This window comes from Mucilaginibacter paludis DSM 18603 (assembly GCF_000166195.2).
GTDB lineage: Bacteria > Bacteroidota > Bacteroidia > Sphingobacteriales > Sphingobacteriaceae > Mucilaginibacter > Mucilaginibacter paludis.
Genome location: NZ_CM001403.1, coordinates 122862 through 138783 on the forward strand (window position 1 = coordinate 122862; position 15922 = coordinate 138783).

General features: G+C 46.4%; 11 protein-coding genes. 1 reads left to right on the top strand and 10 read right to left on the bottom strand.

All coding sequences use genetic code 11. From position 1 onward, the window contains the following. Position 1: 1 nt before the first annotated feature. On the bottom strand, positions 2 to 6682 hold the full coding sequence (locus MUCPA_RS00550) for an Ig-like domain-containing protein (RefSeq protein WP_008503853.1): 6681 nt from the start codon (positions 6680 to 6682) through the stop codon (positions 2 to 4). A gap of 610 nt (positions 6683 to 7292) precedes the next feature. Here MUCPA_RS00550 and MUCPA_RS00560 point away from each other — a divergent pair. Continuing rightward, on the top strand, positions 7293 to 7709 hold the full coding sequence (locus MUCPA_RS00560; RefSeq protein WP_008503854.1) for a helix-turn-helix domain-containing protein: 417 nt from the start codon (positions 7293 to 7295) through the stop codon (positions 7707 to 7709). A gap of 8 nt (positions 7710 to 7717) precedes the next feature. Here MUCPA_RS00560 and mobC read toward each other — a convergent pair whose 3' ends face one another. The 9 genes from mobC to MUCPA_RS00605 form a co-directional block, all read right to left on the bottom strand. Further along, complete coding sequence (mobC, locus tag MUCPA_RS00565) at positions 7718 to 9706, bottom strand: conjugal transfer protein MobC (protein WP_008503855.1); 1989 nt, start codon at positions 9704 to 9706, stop codon at positions 7718 to 7720. Between the two features lie 18 nt (positions 9707 to 9724). After that, positions 9725 to 10978 (bottom strand): relaxase/mobilization nuclease domain-containing protein, encoded by a 1254-nt coding sequence (locus tag MUCPA_RS00570; RefSeq protein WP_008503856.1) that lies wholly within the window; start codon positions 10976 to 10978, stop codon positions 9725 to 9727. Next, the gene (locus MUCPA_RS00575; RefSeq protein ID WP_008503857.1) at positions 10963 to 11358 is read right to left on the bottom strand and encodes a plasmid mobilization protein; all 396 of its coding nucleotides are present in this window, start codon (positions 11356 to 11358) and stop codon (positions 10963 to 10965) included. The genes MUCPA_RS00570 and MUCPA_RS00575 overlap by 16 nt, the downstream gene beginning before the upstream one ends. A 168-nt stretch (positions 11359 to 11526) precedes the next feature. After that, positions 11527 to 11805 carry a hypothetical protein gene (locus tag MUCPA_RS00580; protein ID WP_008503859.1) on the bottom strand — a complete coding sequence of 93 codons (279 nt, stop codon included), beginning with the start codon at positions 11803 to 11805 and terminating at the stop codon, positions 11527 to 11529. Positions 11806 to 11957: 152 nt separating this feature from the next. After that, complete coding sequence (locus MUCPA_RS00585) at positions 11958 to 12569, bottom strand: ParA family protein (protein ID WP_008503860.1); 612 nt, start codon at positions 12567 to 12569, stop codon at positions 11958 to 11960. Positions 12570 to 12737: 168 nt separating this feature from the next. Next, complete coding sequence (locus tag MUCPA_RS00590; RefSeq protein ID WP_008503861.1) at positions 12738 to 13709, bottom strand: AAA family ATPase; 972 nt, start codon at positions 13707 to 13709, stop codon at positions 12738 to 12740. Continuing rightward, entirely contained in the window at positions 13706 to 13963 is a 258-nt protein-coding gene (locus tag MUCPA_RS00595; RefSeq protein ID WP_008503862.1) for a hypothetical protein, read from the bottom strand. Before MUCPA_RS00595 ends, MUCPA_RS00590 begins: the two co-directional genes overlap by 4 nt. A 9-nt stretch (positions 13964 to 13972) precedes the next feature. Continuing rightward, on the bottom strand, positions 13973 to 14302 hold the full coding sequence (locus tag MUCPA_RS00600; protein ID WP_008503863.1) for a helix-turn-helix domain-containing protein: 330 nt from the start codon (positions 14300 to 14302) through the stop codon (positions 13973 to 13975). Between the two features lie 168 nt (positions 14303 to 14470). After that, positions 14471 to 15727 (bottom strand): phage integrase SAM-like domain-containing protein, encoded by a 1257-nt coding sequence (locus MUCPA_RS00605; RefSeq protein WP_008503864.1) that lies wholly within the window; start codon positions 15725 to 15727, stop codon positions 14471 to 14473. Between the last annotated feature and the right edge of the window lie 195 nt (positions 15728 to 15922).

Below are 15922 nucleotides of genomic sequence, written 5' to 3' on the forward strand. Positions count from 1 at the left end.
CTCAATTTACGGTAAATTTCAATAAGTAGTTACGCCCAGCGTTATCCCTTAGCTGGAGCAGGTAAATGCCGGGTATTACCCCTTTTAAGTTCAACCCGCTTCTGCCATTGGTAAATTGCAGGGTGCGTTGTAATATCCGCTGCCCCTGCTCGTTCCATACTTCGGCGCGTACCGGGTTATTGTCCGTAACCAGTTGCTGTAGCTGTATGTTGCCGTTTGATGGATTAGGGAACAGTGAATACAGCTGCCCGGTTTCCTGTAGTGTTTTAACTACAGGCTGGTTCGGCACATACTTGCCAAAGCCGCCGCCGGAGGTACAGTTATCATCATTAAAAGGGCATACCTGCTTGTAAACAGCAGAGTATAAGGCCCTCGCCTGGTAGATCACATCCCCGTTCACACTCGGGCAAAGGCTTGCAAGGCTGGAAATAGTGCCGCTGTCTGCCGATGAAAGATTACCCTCCTGGTAGTTGATGTACATGCTGTAATACGTGAGATAGTTGTTTACTATCTGGTTGGCAGAGTCATAATCCACAATGATGACCCCGTTGGCATCTTCCGGTACCGGTGTCATGGCGGTGATAGAGCTGCCCATCATGGTTTGCGCTGTCGCTATGTCGCCCGTCGCCAGGCTGTTTTCTATACTGGCAAGGGTAGCGTAACGGCTGGGCGCTGCCAGGGTGTAGAAATCGCTTAGCATATAAGAGCTGTCCACCAGGGTGGTATCTTCCAGTATGGTGCGGAAGGTGGCATTCTGCGCAATCCAGTGGTAGGCCAGCAGAAAATGGGGCTTTTGCGTTGCCGGGGTAAATGATGTGGCCGGATTGAATGCCCTTGCCATACAGGGATCGGCAAAATTATTATTGAGCTTTTGCAACAGACCTGCCCCAAGTGTATATTTTGAATTTGCGATACCAACACGGTTAGTACCATTTATTGTTGGTGCGGTACTTAACGCCGGGAAATACAATTTTGAATTGGTATCAATGGATGTGTACAGATAGGTCTGGTTGGTAAACCCGCCTATCCATGAATTGTCATTAATGGCCCCATCATAGCGTTGCGAACCTATCGACCCAGTGATGATCTGCAAGCCGGTATAAAGGCTGGTCATGGTATTTCGCAGCCATTGCATACCCTGTATGCCGGTAAACTCAAACCCCTTGCCGAGGTAAGAGGTAAAATTACAGTTTACAATCCCCTTGCCGGTGCTGTTGTTTACCCTTATGGCATCCCTGTTTGCATCGCCGGCAGCGGTAAGCCCCGTTCCGCCGGATGCGCAGGTAACACCGTTGTTGTACACATTGGGCGAAGACATCTGCGTCAGGCTGATACCGCTTTGCTGGGTGGAAATCGGGTTCTTGATCAGGCTGATGGTGTTAGACGTTACCGATGCCCCGCTCAGGTTGCCGAAGCTACTTAACAAGATGCCGTTATAAGCATTGTAAATGGTGTTGCCATTGGCGTTTACCTGCCCTTTGCAGGTATTTACCGGGCAGGCCACACTGGCCAAATTGGCCGCGTAAACAGCGGTGCCGATATAGTGGCTGGCAGGTTTGGTGCCCGTGTAAGAAGGCGGCGCGTCCGCTATATAGTTGTTGTTCAAATTAATGGTGCCTGCCGCTACATTGGTAGGCGTAGTTATAAATACACCATTTTCTACGTTGACCAGGGTGTTGTTGTTAGCCTGTAGGCTACTGTAGTAATTGCCTGCTTTCACAAAACACCCTTCCGTCCAGGTGCTGGTATGGGTACTGATGACATAGTTGCCCTGGAACAGCAACTCCGCAGGGTAGAAACTGCCCACGGCATCTGCCGAACAATTGTAAAATTTGTTGGCGCGGCTGGTAGGACCTGCGTACACGCGCAGGCGGTACACCATGTCCTGCGTAGCGTTGCAATCAGCCAGGATGCCGGTGCCCTGGTTGGGCGCGCCCACCATGTTGCAGAAAGCACTGTTCACCACACTCATGTTGGAGTTGTGCGCATAAATGCCAAACTGCATGTTGTCCAGCACGTTCAGGTATTTGTCTGCTGTTTCGTCGCCTACTTTTATTTCGCGGTACAGGCTGCCGCCGGAACCTACGCTTTGTATCTGCATCCCCATCTGCGCTGGCGCACCATTTTGAAGGCTTACGGCGGTATAGTTATTCAGTGAATAAGGCGAACTGTAAGCATCGGGAGTACCGCTAAGCGCCATCAGCCCATAAGTGGTTGGCCAGGTATTGTAACTGCTGGCCAGGTTCCTGGAGGTGAATACCGTATTGCGGACAGTGAACGGGTAAACCGACAGGCTGATGCTTTGGTAAGAATTAATGAGTATGCCCAGCTGGTTACGGTTAAAGATAGCCCCATCGGATGTGAAGATATTGGAGGTACTGGATGGCACGCTGGTGATGTTGACTGCGGTAACCGCGTCTTCGATCAGCGTACTGTGTATAATGTTAAGCACTGCCGGGTTACCATTGTAGGTAATGCCGTTCCATAGCGGGTTACAACCAAACAGGTGCGAGCTGTCTATGGTTACATTGGCACCCGAAGCCAGGGTAATAGCCGAGTTGCCGTTTACCATGATATTTGCCCGCTGTATGGTCATGGTACCGCTTAACACGATGTTGCCCGGCACATAATAATTGCCGGTGCCAAAGTTAGCCGCAGTGCAGGTGGTACAGCCCAGCACCGTAAATGCCGTGCCCGGTGCACCGTGGAACGCAACGCAGGGTGTACAGCCCGCCGTTCCCATAACCGTTGCGTAAGTTTGCGAAGTGGCGGCGCAAGTACTGCCCGTTACCGATACGGTGAGCGTATAAGTGCCCGTCAGGGTAACCACCAGTATCCTGTTGGTACCAACCGTTGTTGTATTGTTGTATTTCCAGGTATAGGTGTAGCCGCTGCCTGCGGGCGCTGTCAGCGTATCGCCGTAACAGGCCTGGAAACCCGTATTGGTTACATCATTGCCATAATAGGTAATGGTGGCCGCAGGCCCGGATGATAAACTTACCGTTGTCATTTTTGATAGTTTGGAGCAGCCACCGCTCGTAACCAGTACTGTGTAGCTGCCTGCCGAAGTGGCATTGTAGGTGCGGCTTGTAGCCCCGCCGATATTGGTGCCAGATGTTTTCCACTGGTAGGAGGTGCCGGTACCCGTTGTAAAGGCGGTTAGCGTTACGCTGCCACCGGAACAGAAAGAAGCCGTTGGATAGGGGCTGACGGAATCGCTTGGCGATGGGTTGACGGTAACCGTCGCGTAGATCGAAGTATCGATACAGGTATTGGTGCCTGTTTCCACTACATAGTAGGTACCTGCTGTACCGGTGGTATAACCTGAACCGGTAGCGCCGCTGATAGCGCCGCCTGTATTGTACCACTGGTAGGTAGAGATACCGCTTGTATTGGCGGAAAAGGTAACCGTATTACCGCTGCATAGGGCCGTTGATCCCGGGGTAATGACCGCATTGGGCGGAGGGTTTACGGTTACCACTATAGAATTGGAGGATGCATAACAGCCGTTGGAGTCTATCACCACTTTATAAGTACCCGTTACCCCGGCGCTGTAAAAACGCAGGTTGGCGGCCCCTGTATCCTTACCATCTTTATACCAGTGGTAGTTTACGCCGTGGGTCAGGTTCGGGTCCTGGAGCACCACTACCTGCCCCTGGCATACGTTCGGTATCCTGTCGGCGGTGATATAAACTGATGGCAGGGGTTTCATGAATATGGAAATGCTGGCGGATGTGGCGCTGCACCGTGAGGCATTGGTAACCGTTACCTGGAAGACACCTGCGGTGATCGCCTTATACGTAGCGGCGGTAGCGCCGCTGATGTTTACATACGTAGTGCCATTGTACTGTTTCCACTGGTAGGTGTAGCCCGTGCCGGTAGCGGCGCTCATGGTGAGCGTATCGCCAACGCACAGTCCCACGGTGCCTGTTGGCGTTGTGGTGGCCGATGGCAGGGCGTTGACCACCACGGTGTCTGATGCCGTATCGGGGCAGCCGTAGTAAGAAGTGGCCACTTTGTAAATAGTGGTAACCGAAGGGGTGTCTGTTTTTACGCTGTTCGTACAACCGGTACAGCCGGTGTAGGTTTTGCCTGTAGATACCATCCAGTTGTAGTTGGTGGAACCTGAAGCGGTTATGGTGACCGCCGTACGGTTGCAGACCGTATCTGCCCCGGCCCTTACCAGCAGGCGGCCTGTGCAGCATTTTACGTACACGGTCTTGTCCACCTTGTGCTGGCAGCCATTCACATCGTAATACATATATTCAACCGGTGTAAACCCGGGGCCGGCCAGTGTCGGGTAAAAGTTGCCCGTGCCGCCGCCTGCCGCTACCGCCGGGCCTGAAAATACACCGCCTGGTATGGAGACAAACCTGCTCAGGTCAAACACCGTATCGCACATGGAAACGGTATCCGGCATGGTGAACAGCGTGGTAGCGCTCTTTGGCAATAATTGGATATCGTCTATGAACATTTCCGTGGAATAGTTAGGCGCGTACGGGTTCAGGTAAGCGGCGTTGACCACATAAAAATCGTTCAGTACAGGGCCTGCCGGTACCTTGAAGGTATCGGTATAGGCGTGCCACTGGAGGGAATCTTTAACTATCAAATGCTGGGCAAGCGGGGTAAGGTACGCGGTATTGAACTGTGGAACCAGCCCCGGGCTTGCCAGGAACTGTATATAGGAATCCCATTCCTTTACCGGCAGGGTGATGTTCCAGCCGTCATCCTTCCTGATCTTGGCCCAGTAGCTCACCACGTAGGTTACGCCGGGCTGCAGGCCGCTGGTCAGGTTTGTTTCCACGCCTTCCAGGAAATAAGGGTCTGTCGGGTACAGCGTCTGGTAGCTGGACCACAGGCCTATGAAGTTATTGTTGGGGGTACCGCTCAATGCGTGTATGCCGGTCGCTGGTGCCGATACAGCGGTAGGCACCGAATAATAAGGGTCGCTGGTGCATCCGTAAGATATCAGGTCGGGGGTACCTGTGATGGGTGTCCAGCAGCTTATGGAGGCGCTCATAGCCGCGCCTGCCGTAGCTCCGCATCCCGTACCGGTTTCAAAACCGGGGTTGGCAAGCATATTGCAGGCCGACGGGGTACAGGCGGCGCTGCCCACAAATACATAGATGTAAGTGATGTTGCCCCTGGCCCCGGTTGTGCTGTTTACGGGTATATAACGTAGCAGGTGCAGGCCAGATGCGCTGCTTGCCGATGGCGTATAGGTAAGCGTGGTGGTATTGCCTCCTGCGGTGGCGCTCAGCGTCCCGCCACCGGTGATTACCTGGAGGCAGGTAAATGAATCGGCATTGTTATCATTCGCTAAGAGGTGTACCGTTGCGTTGTTAAGCGCAATGCTGCTGCCTGCGGTCACCACGTAGGTAAACCCGCCGGTGCTGTTGATGCCGTCATTGATGCCCGCCACGTTAATGCCGGGGCAAACGGAGCCATGGTAATTGGTATCGTTAAGGGGTGTACTGCCGAATATGGTATCACAAGTATAACCTATATCGCAGAATGCCTGTCTTTCCTCGCTTTTGGGGTAGCGGGTCATCTTGCCGTAAGCGGAGGCGTAACTCATCACAAAATACAGGTTGTTGCTTGCGGGCGGGCTGAGGTAAAAAGAAGCAGGCACCTGGCATTCGTCTGCAAAATGGCTGAGGCTGCTACCGCCCTCCCAGCAGTTGGGTGTGTAAACAGGCTGCGAAATAATACCGTCTGAAAACCGTACTGCCGAGGCGCACACGGTATGGTTGGGGCTGCAGCTTGCGGGGTTGGGTTGCAGGTCGGACGTGGACGCGCTAAATGTATAGTTGTACAGGGAGCATGAACCGCTATTGCTGATCAGGTTGGTACCGGACGCATTTTTAAGGAACAGGTCGTAGCGGGAATAATATTGTTCGGCGGGGCCAAATATACTGTTGCCGTTTTTTTCGATCAGCGTGGCAAAGCCGAGTAAATGAGAAAATTCATGCAGCGCAATGCTATAAAGATCCAATTCCACAGCAGACGGTGCCGTTGTCAGGTTGGTGTGCCAGGTAAGGCTGCTGAAATTAAAGGCCGCGATCCCGTGGTAGAACGCACTGTTGGTGACCAGTGGGTTGATGACGCTGGTATAGGCATCCTGGCCGCTGTGTATGGTTGTCCATACCACGTTGTCGGCAATGCTGCCCGCTGGTGCGCGTTTGGCGTACGCGTAAAAGCCCGAAGCTGCCGCTGCGGCACTGGGCGCAAGCATATAGGCAGGGTTTCTGATAAGGATGTTTACTTTTTTGCCTGTTAATGTCAGCGGGCTTGAAATGAAGCTGCTCAGGTCATGCAGCACCTGGCAGATCACATTTAACCTTGCCTGGTGGGCGGGCACGGTCAGGAAACTGTCCATACCGCAGCCGGGTTCAAGGTAGATCTGGAAATAACCGGAGTTACAGGTGTACATAATATCGGCCTGCGGGGTGGGCCTGCCATAGAAAGAGCGCAATCCGGTATCTGTGGCTAATTGGTACAGGGGATACCCGGTGCCGAAACGATCGTAAACTGAGTCAAAAAAACCGCCGACCGTAAGGGAGGGCTTGCCTTTTACGCTGTCTGTTGAAGACGCGCGTGCCGGTAAATTACTGGCCGCCAATAACAGGAGCACAGCCCAGAATTTCCATGGAATGGATTTAAATTGAAAGTGGGATGGCATGAAACATTTTTTGTGGGTTAGGAAATGATAAACTGAAATTGTAGTGTCGAAAGAAATAAGCGCACAAGAAAAGTAATCGGATACAGAATTTTTACAGGTAAAAAACTGGTTTGTGTTAAATTTTAGAGATTATTAAAAGTTTGGTATTGAGATATTTATCTCATACAAGGTATAGGGGATGAATGAGCTTTTATAGGTGAAAAAGCATGTAGTGCATATGTGAAAAAGAATGTATAGGGAATACGTCTTTTTCACATATGGAGTATGGGGATGGTGTACACCAAATTTGGAGATACTCATTTTCATGGCGGCCTGCAACAATCATATCCTTTCATACGAGCATGAGTTTGGTTATGCCCGTGAGCCAGGCATAGGTTACGAAAAAAGAAAAATGCAGAGGGAAAGTCGACTTAGAGCTTTAGGGGCTGATATCAGGACGAAGGTAATATGACAATTTTGATATGTTGGAGTTTGCGATGTTGTATTTTACTTATGCACGGTTGTATTTTACAATTGTGGTAAATACTTAAAAGCCAATCGCTTGTTTTTAGAAGGCAAGTATTTTACTCGTTTAGATTGGTATTTTACTCAACCAACTTAACTTTATATAATGCAAACATTTAGAAAAATACACATAGGCAGAAATATTGAACGCTTACGGGAGTTCAAAGGGATCAAACAAGAGGTATTAGCCTCCGGCTTAGGTGTCAGCCAACAAACAATTTCCAGAATAGAGCAAAGCGAAACGGTTGATGAGGTAAAACTTGAACAGATCGCAAAATTGTTAGGGGTTACCAAAGAAGCAATAAAAAATTATAGCGATGAAGCGGTGATTTTTCATATCCAAACAATGAACGACAATGCATCCGCTAACTATCAATATAATTCAAATTCAGTTGAACGAATCGTTGAATTGTACGAACGTTTATTAAATGAGAAAAATGAATTGATAAAGCAGAAAGACGAGGTAATAAAACACAAAGATGCCGTGATCGAAATGTTTAAGCAGCAGCAAAAAGCTTCCTAACGATCTTCCTAAACAATCTTTTTCAAAATGAGATTAGTCAGGTTTGGGCTGTCGGACATCCGTTCAAGTTCAGAATCTATCAGTATTTTAATTTCCTTTTTTACCTGTAAGTAGTTCTGCTCAACATCCTGGCTGCCGACTTCCCGTATCTGGGGAATATCCGAATATTTCGCTTCTTCCTGTTTAATGGCTTCATGGTCGTTAATAATCTCGGCATGAAAGGTTTTTAACTCGATCTTTTGCATAGGGTCGTCCGCTACCATACCCACGAATTCACCGGAAGAAAGGCCGCTGATCTTTGAAGCCGGGATGGCACTGTCCAGTTGCATGGACTTACTGACCGATGTATCGGAACTATTAATGGAGACGCTCTCCCGTTCCTGCATGATCTTGCCGAACCGCTCGCTTAACTGCTTGGCTGTATCACCCACTACCTGCCCGCTGACAATATTACCCACGATATTCATAATGACCTCCGCCTGCTCCCGGCCATAATCTTTCTTTAACTGGCTGTAGTCCTGTACGCCCAAACAGGTAGCAACCTTGTTGGAACGGGCAGTAGCGATCAGGCTATCGATACCATTAAAGTAAATGGTAGGGAACTCGTCAAATATCAAACTGCTTTTCAGCTTGTTTTTCTGGTTCACTAACTTGATCATCCGGGAAATATAGAGGCTAAGTACCGCTCCGTAAATTTGCTGCTTCTGCGGGTTATTGCCCATACAGATCACTTTAGGCTCATCGGGGTTATTGAGGTCAAGGGTAAAATCATTGCCGTTAAGAACATAGTATAATTGTGGGGAGGCTAACCTGGCCATACTGATTTTAGCACTGGCAATCTGGCCTTCCAGCTGGTCGGTTGCCCTGTTTTTGTAAGCGGAAACAAAGGGGTTGATGAGCACTTCAATTTCAGGTTCCGTTCTCAAAACGGAAAAAAGCTCGTGGTATTCCACCTGCATGAGTTCTATCACATGCGGCAGCGTGCAATGGATACCATTCCTGTATTTTTTCAGGAACCATATAATTGCGGTAACAAAGTTGATCGGGGATTCCACAAAGAAATCTCCCTGCTTTTTGATCCACTCCCGGTTCAACCCGAGCATGATGGTGCGTGAAGATTCGGAGGCATCAGTAATATCGTCCATCCGCCCAGGCTCCAAAGGGTTACAACGGTGGGTCTGGCCCAGGTTATCAAAATTTATCACGTAAAATGCCGGTGGTATTTTATAGGCTGTGGAATTTTGTTTTAAGGTATTATATACGATGCGGGACAGGTCATCATACTTAAAGTCATACACGAACAGGCTGAACCCCTTTTTGATGTGCTGGGTAATGACATGCCGGATAACAAAATAAGACTTACCTGCGCCCGGTGTACCGATAACCAATAGCGCCCGGAATGGATTGATGATATTGATCCAGCTTTTGCGGATGTTACCTTTGAGGTTGTATTGCGCTGGCAGGTTGATGGAATACTCATTGGTTAAAAGCCTCTCTTCCTGCGGAAAGGATTCATTGAGCTTGTTAAAGATGTCGCCTTTAAACTTCAATTGCAATATCCGGGATAGCAATGCCCCGCCCCGCATGATCATCATGTACCCTATAGAAGTAATGGACATATAGAGTATTGCGATAACTTCCACACCGGCATGGATACTTAACAGGAACTGGCTTAATCCGTATATTAACAATCCAAATCCGCCATACCTTAATGCCATCCCTAATTTCAGGTCTTCGTCCTTTTTCCCTTTGGCACCGATCAGGGAAATGAGCAGGAACATCAATGCCCCCAGCTTGGAGATATAGCTGTTGTCGAACAGTCCGGTATGTTGCAAGTTTAGCAGGAGCTTATCGGTGATGCTATGGGATAAGCCCCATTGCCTGAACGCTCCATAACAATAAACGTAAAAATGCAGTATCAGCAGCACGAGGCTGATCTGCCTGGTCATATCAATGATCTTTCTTAATCCTTCGGTGTTTTCTCCTGTGTTGTTCATTACTTTATATTTTAGTGTTTATAATCTCGGGCCTTTACGTTTCTTCTTCTTTCTGTCCATTTTTAAATGATAGTCCATGCTTTGGTTTGGATTTTCAGCATCAAACAGGGCTTCCGTTATTTGGGATAATAACCCGTTGCCCAACCTTTCCTGTTGGGCCAGTGGCTCGTCTTTCTGCACAATAGTGATGGAACTGTTATCATTGTCTTTGGAGAAAGTTCCACCCAGCCGCTGGCTGATCGCATTGGCACTATAGGTTTTGCCCAGGTCGCTACCATTGAAAACTGTTCTTGTTGCGTTATCGACATAGGTTACCCCGTAGAGCCGCCCCTCCTTATTGCTGTGCCATACCACCTGGATGTTCTTTTCCTGCAATGCGGTAGCGAATGCTTCTTTGCTTTTTATTGTGGTATCGCCTATGATCTTACCCAGAACATGTACCAGGCGGTTTTTATAATCCTCCCTGCTGATCCTGTTGTCTGCATACCGTCTTTCCAGGTTGCTGGTAATTGGCCTGCCATAGATGCGGCTGGCTTTGATGGGCACCCCAATTTTATTACCATTCTTATCCAGGATGCTGTAGCTCAATCCCTTTTTATCGTGTTTCAGGCTTCCGGGTTCTCCGGGGTCGGCAATAATATTGAATTGCCGCAGCGCTGCATTCAGTTCAGCCAGGGAAGTGTATTTATAGGTCTTGACGACTTCCCGGACGGTATTGGAGATAGCCGCCTTGGTTGCTGATTGACCATAAACTACTTTTTCGAGCTGGATAGGTTTCAGGTAATACTCGTCATCGATTTTTTTACTTTCTGCTACAGTGATCCCAAACTCAACTTCGATTTCCTTGCGGGCTACTTCCGATTGGTTTTTACCAATGTAATGCAGGGGAATCCGGTTGCCTCCAGGTTCAATATTGGTGGTCACGATATGGATGTGCTGATGTGCGGCATCAAAATGCTGGTAGACTAAAAAGGGCTGTTCACCAAATCCTATCTTATCCATATAGCTATCGGCAATCTGTATCAATCGGGTATCGTCCAGTTGATCGGCCTTGTCGAAATTCAGGGAGATGTGTATGGCATTTGTTTTTGTCCGCTCGTTCTGGTTGATCAATTTCTGGAAGCGATCAAGCTTTTGGGTATAGGTGAGGTCTTCCGGCTCCCGGATAAATTTACTGGCATGGATCAATGTTGCTGTACCGTCGGCAACCTTCTGTTCATTGTAGTTCAATACGCCCCGTATCGTTTTTCCCGTAGTTATTTTGGCAACCATTGTTCGGACAGTTTAGTGATGATCGTGAGTAGCTGGTCTACCTTATTGCCTGTTACCCGGTATTGCTCGGCTGCCCCCAATGCCTGCAATAGTTTTTGTTCCTTTTCGGGGAAGGTGTTGAATTGCTTTGTGATCTGGTTGATGTTGATCCCAATGGAACGCAGTTCCTTGCGGATGCCTGAAAGTTCTTCGGTAAGCAGGTCTAATGACTGGTTCCTTTGCCCGATAATGACTGGCCTTTCATGGAGTATGTGGCGTACCAGCTCGCTCATGTTCTGGCAGGATGATTGGTTCAACAGCTTATTAAGCTCATTGAATTTGGCATCATTGACCCTGGTCTTGATCTCATGTTTCAATATTTCTTTATCTGCACGGCTCATCACTTACACTGGTATTAACTGACATTGCTTCTTTAGTTCATGACATCATTAATTACCCCCGTGCCGACTTCGGAGGCAAAACGGGCAAGATGGTTTGGGCACTTTTGTGCACAAACGTACATCTTGCTTAACACGGCGACCGTGTTAATAGCAGTGGCATCCAGGTGCTTAAAGCTTCGTTTCGTCGTCATATTTATCATTCTTATCTGAAGTCAGAAACTCCTTTAAGGCCCGGATATTGATCTCTTTTAAGGTCATCTCATGCTCAACTCCATAAGCTTTTACCTGCTTTAAAAGGATCTTCGGTATCCAGTTATTGAACTGCATCTCTTCCTCTTTTACCGGCTCGGTCTTAACCGGCTGTACCTGCTGAATCGGTGTCTGAGGTGTGGTTTCCTTTTTCAGCTTGTCGGCAAGGTTGCCCAGTTTGTTTTTATAATCTTCCATCACACACAGGTTTCTATAATTCTAAAATGAACAGATTTTGCAGCAGGTATAGAATTGCAGGTTTATAGTTTTCTAACTTCATAGAATCTTAGATCTATAGAATTATAGGGTTCTGCAATGCTATAATTCTATGTTTATGCATTCCTATAATGCTATACTTCATGGGTAAGGTGGTGAACAACTTCTTCCGCCAGGGAGGTGATTTCTTCTTTTGCTTTTTGATCTTTCCCATTGATTACCCCGGAGGTAATGATGGAACTTGCAATACTCACGCGGTCATGGATCATCGTCTTTAGTATTGGCGTATCCATCGTTGCTAACAGGTCAATGACATCTTTGGTTATACCGGCTCTCGGCTTGACAATATTGAGAATAATGACCGCTTTTAACGATGGTGTTTTCGCCTGGGCTTCTTTGATGAGGCGCAGTGTTGAACGGATCGCCATCACATCAAAAAAGCCTGCCTTTGTTGGCACTATGATCAGATCAGAATTTTCAAATAATTCAGGTAATCTATTGGACAAATATGGTGGCGTGTCAACTATTATTAAGTCGTAATCAAGTTGCCGGATATTTTGAAGCCGGTTTTCACCGACTATGGATAGTTGCGGAAAGTCATCTTTTATATGGAGGATGCTTCCCTGCGGGTCAATGTCAACTAATCCTACGGATAGCTGATCCTGGAAACAAAGTGCAAGGTTGATCGCAAGGGTACTTTTGCCTACTCCACCTTTCTGGTGCGCTATGGTGATAATTTTTGCCATGATTTTTAATATTATAGTTCGTAATTCCATTGGTTTTATTTTCCCATTTTTTCCCATGTTCGTTTTTGAAACGCATTAAGCAGTTGACAAACAATACCTTGTGGCGATCACTTTTCCCATTTGCCGAAAAAGTGGGAAAAATGGGAAAACGGGAAAAATGGGACGGTTTCAGGTATCATCGATCTTCAACCATCGGTGTATCGTACTTTTCCCCTTCCCTAAAATCTTCGCGATCTCCATGATATTCTTACCCTGCGACCGTAGCGTTTGGGCCATATCTTTCTGCTCGTCTTTCTCTTTTAACCCGCTGATGCCAACATGCTCCGCCTCGTTTACATCATCTTCTACCAGTTCAAACCACAAGGTTTGCGGGTTTAGCCTGATGAGTTTGGCGCTTTCGGATTCTTCAAAGTGTCGTGATTTTCCCCGTTTCAGAATGCGTAGATTTTTATCCTGGCAACTGCGCCGAAGGAAAAAATCACCATCGGCCAGGTCGGTTTTGATGCCGGAACCACTTTGCAGATCACTGTCGGTTAACTGGCCGGAACTGTGCTTTCTAAAGTGGTCGGTAAAGATCAATGCGGCTTTGGAGGTATCACAGAATGCCAGCAGCATGTTCATGATCCGCGTGGTCTCCTTATTGTTGTTGGTGTCGGAGGCCGTAAAAGCCATCCTTAAATTATCCAATACGATTAACCTGGGTTGCAGTTTTTGTACAATACCTGCCAGCGAGATCAATTCATTTTCAAGCCCGGCACGGGTGGTAAAAACCATTGCTTTAAATTGATCACCTACCGGGTGCGGTAGATGCTGGTAAAGCCGCTTGCTTCTTCTCCGCATGGTATTGGCGGTCAGTTCGTGGTTAATGTATAGGGTGTTGCCATGAAGGTTGATCTGCTCCCCTAAAAAGCTATCCCATTCGCCTGCCACGGCAATACATAATTGCATACATAACCAGGACTTGCCTACGCCCCGCTGTGAAGGGAAATGGATTAACCCTTCTTCGGGTACATAAGGCCCGAAAAGCATTTTAGGCTCGTTCAGGTATTCACCTTCTTCTGATAGCTTCTTCATAGAACTATAAGAGGTCTGGGTTTGGTAGTACACCCCCTCGGTCAGTTTTTGTGACCTTTGTTTCATCTCAGCCGGTTTAATTTCAATTGGAGGGATAATACCCGCGAACGTTGAATATCATAAATCCAGTTGCCAGCTACCGTCTTCCAGTTTTTGATAGGAGTGCCTGACTGTGTTTTCCATTGGTGGGCTGCCTGGTAATGAAAGAATGCTTCGGCTTCTTTGGCTGTCATACCCTGCTGGTCAAAATAAATAATGACATGCGGGAGTATGGGCGGTACGCTCCGGCCATGCCCGGTTAATTTTAGATTCTTGTTCATAATAGATGATTATTGGTCAAGCAACTTCCCGGAATCTAACATCTTTTGAATATCTTGATAGGAGTAGTAGATCATCCCACCAATTCTTGTATAGGGGAGTATCCCTCGTTTTCTAAGGCTATATAGTTTACCTGTCGATAAACTCAATAAGTCCCTGACCTCTTCGGATTTCAGCCAGTTTTTTACCTGTTGGCCATTGTTGTTGTTTACAACTTCAACCATAATTTCCTTTATATCTTTTATCAAAGTCGTTCGGAAATTGAAGAGGTCATCAACCGTCAATAATTGATCTCTGCTCACCCCTGAGTTCTCTCGATATTTTTTATCTATTCTACCCATGTCACATTATATTTATGCGACAAAGCTGGCAGGGATTACCAGTACTTTTTCACAATTTTGACCAACTTGGGTGAAATAATTTTATGGTAAAAGCACAAAAAAAGCTATGCAGGCAGCATAGCTTTTTAAATAAAATAGATGTTTTTTATGATACCTATTGCATTACGCTTACGTTAAGGCGTTTTCAATACTTGATGCAATGATGCTGTCGTCAATTTCAGCAAGATAAGTCGTTGTTTGTGTTTCTGTTTCATGACCCAATGCTTCCTGAATAATTTTGACATCAACGTCTTTGCTACGTAAGTTAGTTGCGAACGAGTGCCTGGCTACATAGGAAGTAAGCGTTCTTTCTAAACCAATATCCTTTGCCATGTCCTTTAAATCTTCATTTAAGTCTTTTAGCGCACTTTCAATTCGCTGGTCAATTTTTCTCGCAGTGCTATGTGTGCTATTTAATATTGGGAAAACATACCCAGCGTCACTTTGCATAGGGTAATTTCTGAATAGTGCGATAATTGCAAGCGCTTTAGGATGAAGTTTAAAATCATAGTCTCGCTTATTTTTTGAACGCCGATAGCTGATGTCTGCACCCTCAATATTTTTTTTATGCTTTAAAAGAGCCATATCGGTAAAATTCATTCCCCGGCTGTAGTAACTGAAAAGGAAATATTTCTGCGATCTAAAATGACGTGTGTTAGGTTCGTAGGTTAGTTTTTCAATGGATTGAATATAGTCTGCACTAACTGCACGTTTTTTTGTTTTGATTTTTTTATAGGCCTGGAACTGAATATGATTCTTTGGATGATGATCTTTATGGCAGTACCCCTTTTTTATGGCTTTATTCCATACACCATAAAATGTTCTTAGATAAAAGCTGTAAGTACTTTCTGTCTTTATGTTAGTTGTCAGATACTTTTCATATGCTTCAAAGTCGTCAACAGTAAATGCATTGAAAAGCTTGTCTTTTTCAAATACCTTCATCAAATTAGCTTTGCTGCTGGATAATATATCCGCGGGTCCAGGCTTACCAGCTTCCTCCAAATTTTTTATTAAGACATCATACCACTCGTATAATTTCAATTTTGAAGGTGCTGTCTTTTCAATAGCTACTTTCTTCTTGTTTTTAATTTTCTGTTTGATTTCCTGGAGTGTAATATCGCGACCTTCACTGCCCGCTAATTTGATCTCAAACTTTACATCGTCAATTAAGTTGTTAATCTTTGAAATGACGCTGGAATATTGGGGGTGAGATTTTTGGGGAGAGTTTTTTTCGCTGTCCCAATTTTCATTTGAAGTACTAAAACCGGTACCTAAATACTTTACGTCCTTGTAAAAGGTTAGGCGTAAATAAATTGAAAATTCCCCATTTTCTAAAGCCTTATATGTCCACAAAATCGGCTCGAACACTATGTCTTCTACTTGCATAAACCACCTCTTTAGTTTTATAAAGATACGAAAAACTAAAACCAAACTAAAACTAAAAACTAAAATTCAATGAATGAAGATGTCTATGTTTCAATGTTAAACAATTGATTTACAATAAAATGAAAATAAAATACCTGCAAATAAAAATCGATGAATGTGTGAAAATATTGCATGGCATGCAAGAGGTCATCGGTT